The organism is Rhizobium sp. BK491 (genome assembly GCF_014194925.1).
Lineage (GTDB): Bacteria > Pseudomonadota > Alphaproteobacteria > Rhizobiales > Rhizobiaceae > Rhizobium.
In genome coordinates this window covers 19,965-35,179 of sequence record NZ_JACIAR010000001.1, presented here as the reverse complement: position 1 = coordinate 35,179, position 15,215 = coordinate 19,965, and the positions used below count along the sequence as shown (strand labels likewise).

Sequence of the window (15,215 nt, the reverse complement as noted above, 5' to 3'; positions counted from 1 at the left end):
ACTATTGCGTGTTCGTTGAGGGCGCGGCACCGGCATTGATGACGGCAACGGGGGCCGTCCTGCCCCGCACACGGATTTCGATGCGGCGTCGTGCCTCGACGGCGCCGCGCTGGCCCGAAGTGACGGTATCGCCGGGCAGGATCAGCTGCGCGGCGGACATCGGCAGGATCGTGGCATCCTTCAGCTTCGAATTGGCCTTCAGCACATTGGCTACGGCAATGGCGCGGGCAAGGCCAAGGCCGGCATTATCCGCGGGCAGCAGGGCCGATACGGGCAGCTTGCCATCCATGGCACTGATGATCGTATCGTCGAGATTGGATTTTTCGCGCGCCACCGGCTGCTCGTCGGTGTGGCCGATCACCTCGACGATATTGGCGCCGTAGAGGCTCAGGTTGCTGGCGATTTCATCTGTAATCGTCGTGCTGAGCAACTGTGCGAAAGTGCCTGTGAGCTCGGCGCTTCCGGATTGGAAATAGTTCTTCTTGGCATCGTCGAGATTGATGATGGGCGGCCAGTCGTGCATGCCGTTCCCGCCGCCATTGCTGGCCAGAAGCTTATTGACCGCATCGGGGGCTGTCGCGAGCGAGATGCCATGCTCCCTCAGAACGGCCGCGACCTTGGACAGCGATTGCAGATCGGCCGGGGTTGCGCCCTGGTCCGTCACGCTATCTAGCGCTTCTTTCGCCAGCACCAGCTCCCGCCATTGCTTGTCTACCATCGCCTTGTCGGCCGCTGTGAGATCGCCGGAGACAACCTTGGACTGGAGAAGCACGATTTCGGCCGCCTGCTCCGCCCGCTTTTTCTCCAGCACTGCGACCTGTTGCTCGACTTTCTCAAGCTTCCGCTCGACCTCGTAGCGCTTGTTTCTCTCCGCGGAAATCATGGCGGCGGCCACGAGCAGCAGGCAGAAGACCAGAAGCAGCATGGATTCGGCCATCGTCAGGCCAAGGATGAGGCCACGATTATAGCCCCTGTGCTCCAGTTTCGGCGCGTTGTCCGAGCCTCCAGCTACCATAGATGCCACCAGCGTTTTCGCTGCACGACTTCGGGCTCAGCAGCGATATCGCCATCGGGCCTCGGCAGCGGCGTTTGCCCCATCGCTTCGGCCACGCGACCGAGCGCCAGCTCGATATTGCGCAATGGCTGCAATTGCGCCTCCGACATCTCCCTGATGGCGGCGATCGCCGGTGCCAGCTCAGCGCGCACGACATCCTCTGGCGCGCGGATCTCGTCGAGCTTCTTGCCAACATTCTCGACGGCGGCGCCGAACGTGCCGATGATCTCGGACAGCTGCGAGGTCGTCGCCGTCAGCTGCGCGGCGGCATCGTTGATCGGCGTCACGGCCTGCTTCGCCAGCATTTCCAGGATCTTGTTGATCTCCTGGCCATTGCGCTCGGCCTGCCGCGCGATCTCCTCGAACCCTTCGGAGAGCATCTGGTTGCTGACGCGCCGGTAATGCGAGAATTCACGCGACGAGGAATCGAGTTCGGTGCGCACGCGCCGCGTCATCTCGGCAAGCTCATGGCGCACGCTGCGCTCGATGTCGATCGGATCTCGCCGCATCTGGTTGAAGAGGATGCGCAGCGTCACGCCGGCAATGGTCGAGGTGACGGCAATGCCGAAATTGCGGACGATGGTCTCGATCGATGTTTCGCCAGCAAAGAGATAGAGCGATACGCCAAGGCTCGAGAGGGTGAAGAGAAAACCCATGTAATAGAGGTTGTCGCCCGCCTGCTCATTGTGCAGCCGGAACCCGGCAACGGCGAGCGACACGATAAAGTAGACCCCCATCAGCGCGAGCGGCACGCCGGTCACGATGGGCAGCGACCAACCCATGAGCTTCGACGACCAGATGAAGATCATGCCGCCGACGGTGATGGAGGCGAAAAGCACCATCGGCCCATAATCCCGGATGAGATATCTGGCGTCGGTATTGGCCATCAGCGTATCCCCTCCAGCCGCACGAAGCCGCCAAAATCACCCTTGTTGTTCTTGATCCACTGCGCCCAGAAGTTCGCAAGTTCCTCCATGCTGAACTTCATGTTGGGCCTTTGAAAGGCGAGAATCTTGACCGTGACACCACTCAGTGACGTGCGGAAACGATCGTTCGCAGGGCTGTTCTGGTATTTTTGATAGGACACGCCATCCTTGTAATTAGAGAAGGCGGCGGTGTGCTCGATCATGTCAGAGGCGATGTAGAGGCGCTTCGGCAAGCCTGCCGGCGCGTTGGCAAAGACCTCCAGATTGATTTTCTGGATGGCTGCCATGATCGGCGACAGCCTGCCGGACTCGCCCGCGGTCAGCTTGCCGGCGATATCGGCGAGCGGCTTCTGGAAGCCCTTCTCCCACCGCGCCTGCGCCAGACGCGGATTGCTGGTCCACTCGTCGACATTCGCGCCGCTTCCAGGATTGCAGCCATGGAAGGTCTGGATCAGCTCCCCTTCCTTCTCAGTGAGCGCATAGATATCGATCGCGCCGCCGATTGGCACATCCGCAACGATCTTCTGGAACTGGTTGCGCAGATCGAGCGCCGTCGCATCGGCGATCGGATCTGTAACATCGAGGAGGATGGCCGTTTCCGCTTTCGGGCCATCAATCGGGCAGAGAGACGCCTGGTCGACGGCGACATTGCCGCTTGCCTTGTAGCGCAGCCAGCCATAGGCGCCGACGATCCCGAGGGACAGGACGGCGAGACAAACCGTTGCGATGATGAGACCGGCGGATCCGCCGCGCCGGCTACGCCGCTTGCGTCGCGCCAAGGATGCTCTCCGGGAAAAGATTGTCGAGCTGATGGTATTTCTCGATAGCGCGCTCGAATTCGTCGCCGATCCGCTTGATCTGCTCCGACAATTCCGCCTGGGCGCTCTGGATGCGTGCGCCGAGTACCTTGTCGTCCCATTCTTCTTCGGTGCGAATGACAGGTGCCAGGCGCTCCATCTTGTAAGCGGTTTTGAAATAGGGTGGCTCTGCCTCGATTCGCGCAGCACGGTTCGCATCGCGATAGGAGGTGAGCAGCACATTGGCGGCGCGCTCAAGATGGTTCTGGTGTTCTGCAAAGAGGCCTGCGGTCCTGGCGCGATGGGAGATGATGGCAGCCGTTTCCTGCCGGCGCAGCGAGAGGTCGCGGATGATCTCCTCGATCTTGCTGTTGTGCTCGTCGCGGATCTCGCGGAGATCTTCGATCAGATCAAGCTTGCGGTCGATATAATTGTCCCTCGCGGCATCGAGACGTTTCTGCACGCCGGCAAAACCCGGATAAGGGTCCGTCAGATAACAGCCGTCGATGAAGGCGACGAGCGAGAACATCAGACCGATGGCAAAGAGCATCCAGGAGTTCAGCTCCTGCAACCCGAGCGGTGCGGTCTTGAGCCGCTGGATCACCTCGGCACCGGCTCCGCTCAGGATCGTCGCGGAGACCTCGCGATAATGCGCCAGCGCAATGTTGATCCCTAGGGCCACGGCGACATAGGCGACAAGCCCTAGCAGGCCGAGCAGCTTCAGCGCATAGGAGCGATGCACCAGAAAACGCACGCAGAAGAAAGAAAACATCAGCGCTGTGCCGATGTTCAGGAAGGCGAAGGCGGCCGCCTCGGTTACACCACCGACGAGACCCTGCTCGCTTCCCTTGGCCAGAAAGCTGCCGTTCATCACCATTTCGATGAGCACGAGGAAGACGATCAGCGAGACCTTGAAGCCCCATGCCGCACGGCTGGAAACCTTGGCGGCCCGCTGCAGCTTGTGCCTGGCCTTGAAGCCCACCATCTCGTCCTCGGCCGTCTTCAGCTTGCGGCGCAGGCCGTGAAGCTCGTCGACGCCGCTTGCCACTTCCGCCTTGAAATCCGAGACGCTTGATGCGTTCGCCTGGCGGATCAGCCCGAACTGGCCCTCGAAATCGAGGTTGCGCAAGCGGCTATCGAAGGTCTGGAACTGATCTTCAAGGATCTGGTAGGAGCTTTTCTTTTCCGCCTCGACCCAGGCGACGATGCGCTGCTCCGTCTCGTCATGCGATTGCGCATCCGGCGGCGGCCGGTTCTGACGCCCGGCTGCGGCTCCCTTTTCCTTCAGATCGAGGGTCGCACCTAGCTTTTCGATATCGACGACGGGAAAAACATCCGTCGACGCACGGAAATCATGGCTGGTCTCTCGAACGCTATCCCAGAGACGGTTGAGGGCTTCGAAACGCAACGATCTTCCCCGGCGAATTCATCAACTTAGAAAGGACAATTGAGAGATCGATATCGCACCGGTTGTCCGCGGTCCAGAGCGATGTGACAGAGGTTAGGATGTGATTGTGGTAAAGACTAGCCCAAGCCTACGCCGAATAAAAAAGCCTCTTATTCAAGCCGCACAAGCATGGTGAAATTGCGAGAGACCCGTAGTGTGTCGAAAGGCTACGTAATTTTCAGTTTCAACTGCCGGCAATCGGATAAACCACTCGCCAAATTACGGTCCCGCCATATCTTGGCAGGGGCATGCGACTTCGTTCGGAGCATCAAGTCATGACGTCCTCTCCCTTCAAGAACATCTGTGTCTACGGCGCCGGCGCACTCGGCGGTGCGATCGCGGCCAAGCTCGCCTCCCCCAAAGAAAGCCAGACCAAGATTTCCGTCGTGGCGCGCGGAGCCCATCTGGAGGCTATTCGCGCTGGCGGCATAAGCCTGTGGGAAGCGGATGCGGACAGTCCTATCGTTGCGCAGATGACAGCAACCTCGGATTCAGGCGAGTTGCCGCCACAGGATCTCGTCATCACCGGCCTCAAAGGTCATCAGCTTGGCGCAGCCGCTCCGGGCATTGCGAAATTGCTGCATTCTGGCACGCGCGTCGTCATGATCCTCAACGGCGTACCATGGTGGTATTTTCACCGGGATAGCCAGAGCGGTTACGCCGAACACCAGATAGAAGAGCTCGACCCGAACGGCGATCTCTGGCGTCTGATCGGGCCGGAGCGCGTCATCGGCTGCGTCGCCTATCAGGGAGCGGAAGTCGTCGCACCCGGCGAGGTCAAGCTCGCCAACAACGGACATTTCATCCTTGGTGAACCTTCGGGGGAGACGACGGGCGATATCGAAGCCATTGCTGCGCTGCTGCAGCGGGCCGGCGTCAATGTTTCGATTTCCTCGCGCATTCGCGACGATATCTGGAGCAAGCTCATGGGCAACGCCGCCTTCAATCCGATCAGCGCGCTCACCCGCGGATTGATGTCCGATATTATGAAAGACCCGGCACTAGCCGCCATGGTTGGTCAGGTGATGAGCGAGGTAAAAGCCGTTGCCGAGGCTTTGGGATCGCACATTGCCGTGTCCGTGGAGGAGCGTCTTGAGCGTTCCCGTCAGATCGGACCCGTCCGCACCTCGATGCTGCAGGATCTACTTGCCGGCAAGGCGTTGGAAATCACGCCTCTCGTGGGCGTCGTCGTCTCGCTCGGAAAGCTCGTGAATATACCGACGCCGGTCTCGACGACCATCCTGGCGCTGGTGAGGCAGCTCGACCGCAAGAACCAGCAAGGCGCCGAGTAGGCGGGTCGACTACGCCAGCCAGCTTTTCGATCCTCCGGCAGCGGTCCACGGGCCAGTTTCCGGAGGAACTCCGGGCATGTCGGTTCTTTATATTTCACTTACTTCTTCGTCTTTGGCCGTGAATGGATTTCCTATGGGACCCGGCTCTACACTTGCGGTGGAATATGGAGATAGATCCCATGCTCGACACGCACGCACCCAATCTCACGGAATCCATCCGTGTTCTCGTTCATAACAGTGACGAGAAGCATCATCGCATTCCGGCATCGGCTGAAACAACGAAGAGACCGCATAAGAACCAGCCTCGCTCGCGCCAGGTTCGGGAAAAGCGCACCTTTCAGGCCATGCTCGCCTTCGGCCTGCTGCTCGGCGCCCTCGAGCTTTTCATCGTGCTGCATTATCTCTGAGATTTCACAGACATGAGTAGACCGACTTTTCGAAGGCGTGTCGGCGGTGCGATCACCGCCCTCGTCGCGCCTTTTCGCGACGGCGTTTTCGATGGCGTCGATATGATGGCTCATATCGAGTGGCAGCTGCTAAGCGGGATCGATGGGCTTCTCGTTTGTTCGCTGACCGGCGAAGGCCCGACGCTGACGGAGACCGAGCGCATTCGTGCCATCGAAATCTGCATCGAGCTTTCGGAAGACAAGGTGCCCGTCATTGTAGCGACCGGAACCAACGACACGAAAACGACCCTGGAGGAAACGATACAGGCACAGCGCCTTGGCGCAGATGCGGCCTTCGTGACGGTGCCCTACTATTCCAAGCCGACGCAACAAGGGATTATCCACCATTTCGAGCAGCTGGCGGCGCGGACCGAACTGCCGATCATCATCCACAATCAGCCATCGCATACCGCCGTCGACCTCGCTCCGACAACGGTCGCGCGGCTTGCCGAAATTCGAGGGATTATCGGGATCGCCGACGACGGCTGCGATATCTCGCGCGTCGACCTCTGGCGGCCCTTCCTGCCGGAGCGGTTCGGCCTGTTCACATCCAACGACGCCAATGCGCTCGGTTTTACGGCTGCGGGCGGTCATGGATGCTTCTCCAGTGCGGCCAATATCGTCCCACGCCTCTTTCGATCCATGCAGCATGCGGCCGCGTGCGGCAACATCAGCGCTGCCCGATCCATCGACGAGCGCCTGCAGCCATTGTTCAACGCACTCGCCCGCGAGAGTGAGCCGGCGACGATCAAGCATGCCTTGTCACTAGCCAGAGATATCGAAGCGGAAGTTCGCCTGCCATTGGTCGGCGTCGGCACTGAGACGGCCGCGACCATCCAGGCGGCAATTGCTCCGTTTCAGCTTGATGGCAGCGGCCGGTTTGCCTCGCGCCATGCCTATCGCCGGGGATTGTGAAATCGCTTCATCCCTATGAGATTTTTATATTTTTGCCGTTTCTGGCAAATGGAAAACCTAGCAGCCCCCTCATAGATTCAACAGCGTAGCACCGGAAATGGTCTTATCGGACCCGTAGTGCTGGTGACACTGAAAGGAACCATGATGTCACGCTACAGGCAAGTCGGCCTATCCGCCGACCCTCTCCAACGCCCTCGCGCCGTCGCGTTTGCGCGCGACGAGCGTCACTTCTCTTCGGACGCATTGCTGGACGGAATTCGCTCCGTCGCTCCGCGCCTCGGACTTGTCCTCCTGGTCGCCGCCGCCCTGCAAATGGGGCTGCATCTGACCGGACACTGAGTGAAATCGAAGAGATCCAAGAGGAAATAACAATGGCAAACGCACAACATCTTCAACGTCGCTCGGCCCGCAGCCCGCTCGCTCCGGCGCCGGCGCGTTTCATCATCGGTCGTGACCGCCGCGGCAGCTGGATCGTTCAGGACCGGCAAGGCCTCGTTGGCGGTCTGTTCCGCAATGAAGCGGCGGCCCTCCACTTCGCCGCCGAGGAATGTAACCACAATCCGGCCGACATCTGCCTGGCACCCGAAGGCGCCATCCTCGATCTGGATGGCTTTACCCTCGCCCCGTCAAACCTGCACTGAACTTGCCCTTGGCAGGCTTCGACAATATCCCGCCGAACGCTTCCTTAACCGCCCCAAGGTAAGCTTTCGCCAGATATCCATAGAACAGAAGACAATGTCGAAGCCTGCCTTCCGCTATAGCCACTACGATCTCGGAGAACAGCGCGCCGGAACGGTGATCGAAATCACGCTCTCGGCCATTGCCAATGTCAGGCTGATGAACGGCTCGAATTTCGAGCGCTTCACCGAAACGCTGAAGCATCAGTTTCTCGGCGGCGTTGCCAAGAAATCGCCGATACGGCTGGTCATTCCTGAGGCTGGCCATTGGCATCTGGTGGTCGATATGGAAGGTCATAAGAGCCTGGCGGAATCGAGCGTCAAAATGGTGGACAGGGCAACCGTTCCACGCATGCAAAAAGCATAGCGGCAATCCGTCACCGCCAGGTGATATATGGACTAGCGCTCGCCACGCTCCTTACGCAGCTTCGCCCACCAATCCAGCCGCTTGCGGATTTCACGCTCGAAGCCCCGTTCCGGCGGATCGTAGAAGGTCTGGCGACCCATCTTCTCCGGAAAGTAATTCTGCCCTGAAAAAGCATCCGGCTCGTCGTGATCGTAGCGATAGCCGTCGCCATAGCCTTCCGTGCGCATCAGCTTCGTGGGCGCGTTCAGGATGTGTTTCGGCGGCAGCAGCGAGCCATTCTGCTTGGCGGCCTGGGTCGCCGCCTTGAAGGCCGTGTAGACGGCGTTGGATTTCGGGGCGGTGGCGAGATAGACGCAGGCCTGCGCCAACGCCAATTCACCCTCAGGCGACCCGAGATAATCATAGGCATCCTTGGCAGCATTGCAGATAACCAGAGCCTGCGGATCGGCAAGCCCGATATCCTCCACCGCCATGCGCACCAGCCGGCGTCCGAGATAAAGCGGATCCTCGCCGGCATCGAACATGCGGGCGAGATAATAGAGCGCGGCGTCCGGGTCGGAGCCACGAACCGATTTATGCAGCGCAGAAATCAGATTGTAATGCCCATCCTGCGCCTTGTCATAGACCGGAGCGCGGCGCTGGACGATCTTGACCAGCATATCGGGATCGAAAAGCTCGTCCTTGCGCGCGGCACGCCAGACCTCTTCCGCCAGCGTCAGCACCGAGCGGCCATCGCCATCCGCCATGCGGATCAGGCTGGCACGGGCATCCTCCGTCAACGGCAGCGGCTTGCCCTCCACGGTCTCGGCCCGGCGCAGCAGCTCTTCCAGACTTTCCTCGTCGTGCGAATGGAAGGTCAGGACACGGGCGCGGGATAAAAGAGCGGCGTTGAGTTCGAAGGATGGATTTTCGGTCGTCGCTCCCACAAGAATGACAGTACCGTCCTCCATCACAGGCAGGAAGCTATCCTGCTGCGCGCGATTGAAGCGATGTATCTCGTCGACGAACAGCAGGGTCTGGCGGCCATCCATGCGGCGCAGACGCGCCGCCTCGAACACCTTCTTCAGATCGGCCACGCCGGAGAAGATTGCCGAAATCTGTTCGAAGGCGAGGCCCGCCTCGCCCGAAAGCAGCCTTGCAACGGTCGTCTTGCCGGTGCCGGGCGGTCCCCAGAAGATCATCGATCCAAGCGAACCCGCCTCGATCATCCGACGCAATACACCATCCTCGCCGGTCAGATGTTCCTGACCGGTGACTTCGGCCAGTGTTTGCGGCCGCAGGCGATCGGCGAGAGGCCGCTTGTTGGCGACCTCCTCCGGTATCCGCGGTGCAAACAGATCATCGCTCATCGGAAGAACTGCCTGATACGCTGGCCGTCACGCTCGATCTCGACGCGCCAGAAGCTGGGGTTTGACGTGACGGTCTTCTGAAGGATTTCCGTGGTGTTGATCGCGACGCCATTGATGGAGATGACGATATCGCGGGCGGCAAAACCAAGCCGGTCAGCCGGCGAGTTCTGCTTCAGGCTCTCGATGACGACGCCGGTGGAATCCGGCGGCATATGGAGATCATCGGCAACGCGCGGCGAGAGATTGGCAACGGTCGCGCCGGAGAAAGGATTGTTGCCGTCGATCACCCGCTCGTCGCGCGGTGTCGATTCGGGCGCTGCGGCCAGCGTCATCGTGGCCTGATGTTCCTTTCCGTTATCCAGCACCGTCAATGCCACCGTCGCGCCGAGACCGGCCGTCGTCAGGCGATAGCCGAGCGCATCGGGATGCTCGATTGAGATATTGTTCAGGGCTGTGATCACTTCGCCGGGCTTGAGGCCGGCCTTGGCCGCAGGCCCGCCATCGACCACCTTCGTTACCAACGCACCGCGCACCTTGTCGAGGCCGAGTGCTTCGGCGACGTCCGATGTCACCGGCTCGAAGGAGGCGCCGATATAGGGGCGCTCGAAGGCTTTGTCGCCGCGATCGGCAGCGGCAAGGAAGACCTTGACCAGATTGGCGGGGATGGCGAAGCCGATACCGTTGGAGCCGCCGCCCTGGGAGAAGATCGCCGTATTCAGCCCGATCAGCTCGCCGGTCATGTTGACGAGCGCACCGCCCGAATTGCCAGGGTTGATCGAGGCATCGGTCTGGATGAAGAAGCCAACCTCGTTCTTGACCTGGTTACGGGCAAGCGCCGAGACGATACCGCTCGTGACCGTCTGGCCCACGCCGAAGGGATTGCCGATTGCGAGCACGAGATCACCGACCTCGATGCCGTCGGAATTGCCGAGCGGCAGAACCGGGAAGCTCTCGTTCTTCGACTGGATCTTCAGGACAGCGAGATCGACGCGATCGTCCTTCAGGACGACCTTGCAGGGAAATTCGCGGCCGTCCGAAAGAGCGATCTTGATATCGTCAGCACCATCGACGACGTGGTTGTTGGTGATGACGGTACCATTCGCCTCCACGATGACGCCGGAGCCGAGTGAAGACTGCTTCTCGGTGCGATTCGGCATGCGCTGACCGAAAAACTGCTCGAAGAAGGGATCGCCGGCGAAGGGCGACTGACGCTGCACCACGCGCTCGGCATAGACATTCACTACGGCGCCGGAGGTCTGCTTGACCAGCGGAGCGAAGGAAAGCTGCATCTGCGTCTGGCTTTGCGGCAGCGTCTTTGCCGTTTGAGCCTCAGCGGAAAGCGGCATCGCCATGACGAGGGCAATCATCGAAACGGCAGTGCGCTTCAGGAAGACATGCATGGAAATTTCCCTTTTTAATTCTCTTTAAACAACGTTGTAGCGCCCGACGCTAGAAAGAAAAGAGGGCGGAACCATGAAGCATAAATGGAAGCTGGCGACGATAAAAAACAGGCTCGCCGAACAAAAACATGCTGTGATGCATTTCGCGTTGGGAATCGTCAAAAGGGAACCAGACATGCGATTGAACCATCTTGCCGCCGCCACTTTCCTCGTCTCTCTGGGCATGGCCGGTGCCTCTCACGCCGCCAGTTTCGATTGCGAGGCGCAGAACCTGAAGCCGGATGAGAAGACGATCTGCGACGTGAGGGCGCTCAATGATGCCGACGTGAGAATGGTAACGACCTTCGACCTGCTTTCGGGGCTGCTTGCCATGGGCGCGCGTGGCACGATGCAGGACCAGCAGACCGAATGGCTGAAGAAGCGGCAGGCCTGCGAGGCGGATGTCGCCTGCTTGAAGACGTCCTATGAGGAGCGCCTGAAGGTGCTGAACGACACCTACAAGCAGATCAATCGGCCGCTGTAAGGAATTGGTTCGAAAGGTTTGCGGGCTTGACCGGACAAAGTCCCCTCTCCCCGCATGCGGGGAGAGGGTCAGGGTGAGGGGCAAACGCAGGAACGGCAAGCTGTGCCATCGCGATGGAATTCGAAAAGCCCCTCATCCGCCCTCTCGCAGCCGAGCTCCGCTCGACCGCTCAAGTCCACCTTCTCCCCGTTTCACGGGGCGAAGGTGCTTTGTTACTTCCCACCCAAATCCCGAACAGCGCCACGGTCAGCACTGGTTGCGAAAGCGGCATAAGCCTTCAAGGCCGTCGTGACGTTGCGCTTGCGCGCTTCGGCCGGATGCCAGCCCTTGGCGTTCTGCGCTTCGCGGCGAGCGGCAAGTTCCTTGTCATCAACGCGCAGGTTGATGGTGCGGTTCGGGATGTCGATGTCGATCATGTCGCCTTCGCGCACCAGGCCAATCGTACCGCCATTGGCCGCTTCCGGCGAAGCATGGCCGATCGACAAGCCCGAGGTGCCGCCGGAGAAGCGGCCGTCGGTGATCAGCGCGCAGGCCTTGCCGAGGCCCTTCGACTTCAGGTAGCTCGTCGGATAGAGCATTTCCTGCATACCGGGGCCACCCTTCGGGCCTTCGTATCGGATGACGACCACGTCACCAGCCTTCACTTCGTTGCTGAGGATGCCTTTGACGGCCGCGTCCTGGCTTTCGAAGACCTTGGCCGGGCCGGAGAACTTCAGGATCGATTCATCGACGCCGGCCGTTTTCACGATGCAGCCGTCAAGCGCCAAGTTGCCCTTGAGGACAGCAAGACCGCCATCCTTGGAGAAGGGATGCTCGACGGAGCGGATAACGCCCTTCTCGCGGTCCGTATCGAGTTCATCCCAGCGGGAGCTCTGGCTGAAGGCAACCTGCGTCGGAACGCCGCCCGGAGCCGCGCGGAAGAATTCGCGTACGCTTTCGCTGTTGGTACGGGTGATATCCCAACGGTCGATGGCGTCGCCGAGCGTTTCGGCGTGAACCGTCGGGCAATCGCGGTTGATGAGGCCGCCCTTATCGAGTTCGCCGAGGATCGACATAATGCCGCCAGCGCGGTGCACGTCTTCCATGTGAACGTCGCTCTTGGCAGGCGCAACCTTGGACAGGCACGGGACGCGGCGCGACAGCGCGTCGATATCGGCCATGGTGAAATCGACCTCGCCTTCGTGCGCAGCTGCCAGGATGTGCAGAACCGTGTTGGTGGAGCCGCCCATGGCGATATCGAGCGCCATGGCGTTCTCGAAGGCCTGCTTGGAGGCGACGGAACGTGGAAGGATGGAGGCATCGTCCTGCTCGTAGTAACGGCGGGCGAGATCGACGATCAGATGGCCGGCCTCGACGAAGAGGCGCTTGCGATCGGCGTGGGTGGCAAGCGTCGAGCCGTTGCCCGGCAGCGACAGGCCGAGCGCTTCAGTCAGGCAGTTCATCGAATTGGCGGTGAACATGCCCGAGCACGAGCCGCAGGTCGGACAGGCCGAGCGCTCGATGACCTGGACGTCTTCATCGCTGATCTTGTCGTCGGCCGCCGCAACCATGGCGTCGACGAGGTCAAGCGCGACCTTCTTGCCATGAAGAACGACCTTGCCGGCTTCCATCGGGCCACCGGACACGAAGACCGTCGGGATATTGAGGCGCAGCGACGCCATCAGCATGCCGGGGGTGATCTTGTCGCAGTTGGAAATGCAGACCATGGCATCGGCGCAATGGGCGTTGACCATGTATTCGACGCTATCGGCAATCAGTTCGCGCGACGGCAGCGAATAGAGCATGCCATCATGGCCCATGGCGATACCGTCGTCGACGGCGATGGTGTTGAATTCCTTGGCAACGCCGCCGGCCGCCTCGATTTCACGCGCGACGAGCTGGCCGAGATCCTTGAGGTGAACGTGGCCGGGCACGAACTGGGTGAAGGAGTTGACCACCGCAATAATAGGCTTGCCGAAATCGCTGTCCTTCATACCCGTCGCGCGCCAAAGGCCGCGCGCGCCGGCCATGTTGCGGCCGTGGGTGGTTGTTCTGGAACGATAAGCTGGCATGGTGTCTTCCTCGTCATCCTGGAATTTGCGCGGCGTCGGGCATGGCCATAGGTTTTAGGCCAAAGGAGCGCCGGCAACTCCGCTTTTTGGAATTGTCCTAATCCAATCGTGCAGTACTGTCACTATCAACTCAAGCGAATCCGGTACGCTGCCGGGCAAAGGCCGCGTCCAGGCAAACAAGTCGCTCGACCAAAGTTGGGAACGGAACAGGCCGATCACAAGCGCACACAAAAAGTTGCTTTCACTTCCAAAGAAATGCCTGCCTAAGAGTGTAACAAAACCTGTGTCCATTGCGTATCGCTCATATCGAAGCTGCTATCGCATAAAGGAATCGTTCCATGGCCGCCTATCGCCCGCCGAAAATCGCATCCTCGGAGATTACACCCCGCTCGATCTATCTGAAGCGCCGCGACTTCCTAACGGTCGCAGCGGCCGGCATAGGCATGACGGCTATCGGCGGCAAGGCGGCGCTTGCGGAAGCCCTGACGGCGACCAAGAGTAATTACACGGTCAATGAGAAGCTGACGCCGATCAAGGATGTTACCACCTACAATAACTTCTACGAATTCGGCCTCGACAAGGCCGATCCGGCCAACCTCTCGGGCAAATTCAAGCCACGTCCCTGGACAATCAAGGTCGACGGTATGGTCAACAAGCCCGGCACGTTCGATGTCGATGCCTTGATCAAGGAATTTCCCCCGGAAGAGCGCGTCTATCGCATGCGCTGCGTCGAGGCCTGGTCGATGGTCATTCCATGGGACGGCTTCCAGCTCTCCGCCCTGCTCGACAAGGTGGAGCCACAGGGCAGCGCCAAATATGTAGCCTTCGAGACCGTGGTGCGACCTGAAGAAATGCCGGGGCAGTCTGGCCTCCTGCAATCGCTGAACTGGCCCTATGTCGAGGGCCTGCGTCTGGATGAGGCGCGCAACCCGCTGACGCTGCTTGCCGTCGGCCTCTATGGCGAGACCCTGCCAAACCAGAACGGCGCGCCTATCCGGCTCGTCGTGCCCTGGAAATATGGCTTCAAGGGCATCAAGTCGATCGTCCGCATCACGCTCACCGACAAGCAGCCGATCAATACCTGGCAGGCGACGAACAGCCAGGAATATGGCTTCTATGCCAACGTCAATCCGGCCGTCGATCATCCGCGCTGGAGCCAGGCGACCGAACGGCGCATCGGCGAAGGCGGCTTCTTCGGCTCCAATCGCCACCCCACCCTGCCCTTCAATGGCTATGCCGATCAGGTCGCCAGCCTCTATAGCGGCATGGATCTCAGGGTGAATTTCTGATGGCCCTCTCCTTCGCTCTTCCCAAGCGCTGGCAACCCGCCTCCGTCTGGGCGCTCTACTTTGTCGGGCTTTTACCGGCGGCCTGGGAATTCTATCTTGGCGCTACCGATCAGCTCGGCGCCGATGCGGTGAAAACCTTCGAGCTCTTCCTGGGCCTGTGGGCGATCCGCTTCCTGCTGCTGACGCTTGCGGTGACGCCGCTCCGCGATCTCTTCGGCTGGAACTATCTACGCTATCGCCGCGCGCTCGGCCTGCTCTGTTTCTACTACGCGCTGATGCACCTGACCGTCTATATGGTCCTCGACCAGGCGCTCGACGTATATGCCGTCATCGACGACGTGCTGAAGCGGCCCTTCATCATGTTCGGCATGGCGGGGCTCGTCATGCTGCTGGCCTTGGCTGTCACCTCGAACAATTTCTCGATCAAGCGTCTCGGCAAGAAATGGATCTGGCTGCATCGCCTCGTCTATATCATCGCCGCCTGCGGTGCTCTGCACTTTGCACTGTCGACCAAGGTGCTGTCGGTGGAGCAGTTCATCTATATCGGCCTGCTGATCGCCATGATCCTCTACAGGTCCTACCGGCCGATCATGATGGAAAGACGCCGGGCGGCGCGTAAGCCGGCTGCGGCGTCGAGCTCCAGAGCGGCTTGAGACGGCCGCACTGCCTGTTCCAGTGATGG

16 protein-coding genes are annotated in these 15,215 nt (G+C 60.3%); 9 read left to right on the top strand and 7 right to left on the bottom strand.

The window, feature by feature from the left end:
* Nucleotide 1: 1 nt before the first annotated feature.
* The 4 genes from FHX05_RS00250 to FHX05_RS00235 are packed head-to-tail and all read right to left on the bottom strand — an operon-like array spanning nucleotide 2 to nucleotide 4,185.
* On the bottom strand, nucleotides 2-1,015 hold the full coding sequence (locus tag FHX05_RS00250) for an OmpA family protein (protein ID WP_183871153.1): 1,014 nt from the start codon (nucleotides 1,013-1,015) through the stop codon (nucleotides 2-4).
* The gene (locus FHX05_RS00245; RefSeq protein WP_183710242.1) at nucleotides 1,009-1,941 is read right to left on the bottom strand and encodes a hypothetical protein; all 933 of its coding nucleotides are present in this window, start codon (nucleotides 1,939-1,941) and stop codon (nucleotides 1,009-1,011) included. The genes FHX05_RS00250 and FHX05_RS00245 overlap by 7 nt, the downstream gene beginning before the upstream one ends.
* Nucleotides 1,941-2,759, bottom strand: a complete 819-nt coding sequence (locus FHX05_RS00240; protein ID WP_183870347.1) for a hypothetical protein — start codon at nucleotides 2,757-2,759, stop codon at nucleotides 1,941-1,943. The genes FHX05_RS00245 and FHX05_RS00240 overlap by 1 nt, the downstream gene beginning before the upstream one ends.
* Nucleotides 2,737-4,185 carry a hypothetical protein gene (locus tag FHX05_RS00235; RefSeq protein ID WP_183870346.1) on the bottom strand — a complete coding sequence of 483 codons (1,449 nt, stop codon included), beginning with the start codon at nucleotides 4,183-4,185 and terminating at the stop codon, nucleotides 2,737-2,739. The genes FHX05_RS00240 and FHX05_RS00235 overlap by 23 nt, the downstream gene beginning before the upstream one ends.
* A 314-nt stretch (nucleotides 4,186-4,499) precedes the next feature.
* On the opposite strand from FHX05_RS00235, the gene FHX05_RS00230 reads away from it, so the two are divergent.
* The 6 genes from FHX05_RS00230 (at nucleotide 4,500) to FHX05_RS00205 (ending at nucleotide 7,921) form a co-directional block, all read left to right on the top strand.
* Nucleotides 4,500-5,516 (top strand): 2-dehydropantoate 2-reductase, encoded by a 1,017-nt coding sequence (locus FHX05_RS00230; RefSeq protein WP_183870345.1) that lies wholly within the window; start codon nucleotides 4,500-4,502, stop codon nucleotides 5,514-5,516.
* Between the two features lie 179 nt (nucleotides 5,517-5,695).
* Nucleotides 5,696-5,923 (top strand): hypothetical protein, encoded by a 228-nt coding sequence (locus FHX05_RS00225; protein WP_183711139.1) that lies wholly within the window; start codon nucleotides 5,696-5,698, stop codon nucleotides 5,921-5,923.
* Nucleotides 5,924-5,935: 12 nt separating this feature from the next.
* Nucleotides 5,936-6,877, top strand: a complete 942-nt coding sequence (gene dapA / locus FHX05_RS00220; protein WP_183870344.1) for a 4-hydroxy-tetrahydrodipicolinate synthase — start codon at nucleotides 5,936-5,938, stop codon at nucleotides 6,875-6,877.
* 123 nt (nucleotides 6,878-7,000) lie between these two features.
* Nucleotides 7,001-7,216 (top strand): hypothetical protein, encoded by a 216-nt coding sequence (locus FHX05_RS00215; protein ID WP_183870343.1) that lies wholly within the window; start codon nucleotides 7,001-7,003, stop codon nucleotides 7,214-7,216.
* A 32-nt stretch (nucleotides 7,217-7,248) separates the two neighbouring features.
* Nucleotides 7,249-7,518: a hypothetical protein gene (locus FHX05_RS00210; RefSeq protein WP_183710252.1), complete on the top strand. Its 270-nt coding sequence runs from the start codon at nucleotides 7,249-7,251 to the stop codon at nucleotides 7,516-7,518.
* A gap of 94 nt (nucleotides 7,519-7,612) precedes the next feature.
* Nucleotides 7,613-7,921, top strand: coding sequence for a DUF1883 domain-containing protein (locus FHX05_RS00205; RefSeq protein ID WP_183870342.1), 309 nt, complete (start codon nucleotides 7,613-7,615; stop codon nucleotides 7,919-7,921).
* Nucleotides 7,922-7,953: 32 nt separating this feature from the next.
* Here FHX05_RS00205 and FHX05_RS00200 read toward each other — a convergent pair whose 3' ends face one another.
* Complete coding sequence (locus FHX05_RS00200; RefSeq protein ID WP_112337456.1) at nucleotides 7,954-9,270, bottom strand: replication-associated recombination protein A; 1,317 nt, start codon at nucleotides 9,268-9,270, stop codon at nucleotides 7,954-7,956.
* Complete coding sequence (locus FHX05_RS00195; protein WP_112337457.1) at nucleotides 9,267-10,670, bottom strand: DegQ family serine endoprotease; 1,404 nt, start codon at nucleotides 10,668-10,670, stop codon at nucleotides 9,267-9,269. The genes FHX05_RS00200 and FHX05_RS00195 overlap by 4 nt, the downstream gene beginning before the upstream one ends.
* 223 nt (nucleotides 10,671-10,893) lie before the next feature.
* Between FHX05_RS00195 and FHX05_RS00190 the strand changes: the two genes are divergently transcribed.
* On the top strand, nucleotides 10,894-11,193 hold the full coding sequence (locus tag FHX05_RS00190) for a hypothetical protein (protein WP_246698855.1): 300 nt from the start codon (nucleotides 10,894-10,896) through the stop codon (nucleotides 11,191-11,193).
* A gap of 212 nt (nucleotides 11,194-11,405) precedes the next feature.
* Here the strand turns inward: FHX05_RS00190 and ilvD are convergent, their stop codons facing one another.
* Nucleotides 11,406-13,244: a dihydroxy-acid dehydratase gene (ilvD, locus tag FHX05_RS00185; RefSeq protein ID WP_183870341.1), complete on the bottom strand. Its 1,839-nt coding sequence runs from the start codon at nucleotides 13,242-13,244 to the stop codon at nucleotides 11,406-11,408.
* Nucleotides 13,245-13,582: 338 nt separating this feature from the next.
* Here ilvD and msrP point away from each other — a divergent pair, with 338 nt between their 5' ends.
* Together msrP and msrQ are read left to right on the top strand one after the other, a co-directional pair.
* A complete protein-coding gene (gene msrP / locus FHX05_RS00180) occupies nucleotides 13,583-14,533 on the top strand; it encodes a protein-methionine-sulfoxide reductase catalytic subunit MsrP (RefSeq protein WP_183870340.1) in 951 nt (316 codons plus the stop codon).
* Entirely contained in the window at nucleotides 14,530-15,186 is a 657-nt protein-coding gene (gene msrQ, locus FHX05_RS00175) for a protein-methionine-sulfoxide reductase heme-binding subunit MsrQ (RefSeq protein WP_183871152.1), read from the top strand. The genes msrP and msrQ overlap by 4 nt, the downstream gene beginning before the upstream one ends.
* Nucleotides 15,187-15,215 lie beyond the last annotated feature (29 nt).

Excerpts from the sequence above, each read along its gene's own strand:
- FHX05_RS00245 (WP_183710242.1), bottom strand. The coding sequence starts at position 1,941 with ATGGCCAATACCGACGCCAGATATCTCATCCGGGATTATGGGCCGATG.
- FHX05_RS00190 (WP_246698855.1), top strand. The coding sequence starts at position 10,894 with ATGGCCGGTGCCTCTCACGCCGCCAGTTTCGATTGCGAGGCGCAGAAC.
- dapA (WP_183870344.1), top strand. The coding sequence starts at position 5,936 with ATGAGTAGACCGACTTTTCGAAGGCGTGTCGGCGGTGCGATCACCGCC.
- FHX05_RS00225 (WP_183711139.1), top strand. The coding sequence starts at position 5,696 with ATGCTCGACACGCACGCACCCAATCTCACGGAATCCATCCGTGTTCTC.
- FHX05_RS00210 (WP_183710252.1), top strand. The coding sequence starts at position 7,249 with ATGGCAAACGCACAACATCTTCAACGTCGCTCGGCCCGCAGCCCGCTC.
- FHX05_RS00200 (WP_112337456.1), bottom strand. The coding sequence starts at position 9,270 with ATGAGCGATGATCTGTTTGCACCGCGGATACCGGAGGAGGTCGCCAAC.
- FHX05_RS00195 (WP_112337457.1), bottom strand. The coding sequence starts at position 10,670 with ATGCATGTCTTCCTGAAGCGCACTGCCGTTTCGATGATTGCCCTCGTC.
- msrP (WP_183870340.1), top strand. The coding sequence starts at position 13,583 with ATGGCCGCCTATCGCCCGCCGAAAATCGCATCCTCGGAGATTACACCC.
- FHX05_RS00250 (WP_183871153.1), bottom strand. The coding sequence starts at position 1,015 with ATGGTAGCTGGAGGCTCGGACAACGCGCCGAAACTGGAGCACAGGGGC.
- ilvD (WP_183870341.1), bottom strand. The coding sequence starts at position 13,244 with ATGCCAGCTTATCGTTCCAGAACAACCACCCACGGCCGCAACATGGCC.
- FHX05_RS00230 (WP_183870345.1), top strand. The coding sequence starts at position 4,500 with ATGACGTCCTCTCCCTTCAAGAACATCTGTGTCTACGGCGCCGGCGCA.
- FHX05_RS00205 (WP_183870342.1), top strand. The coding sequence starts at position 7,613 with ATGTCGAAGCCTGCCTTCCGCTATAGCCACTACGATCTCGGAGAACAG.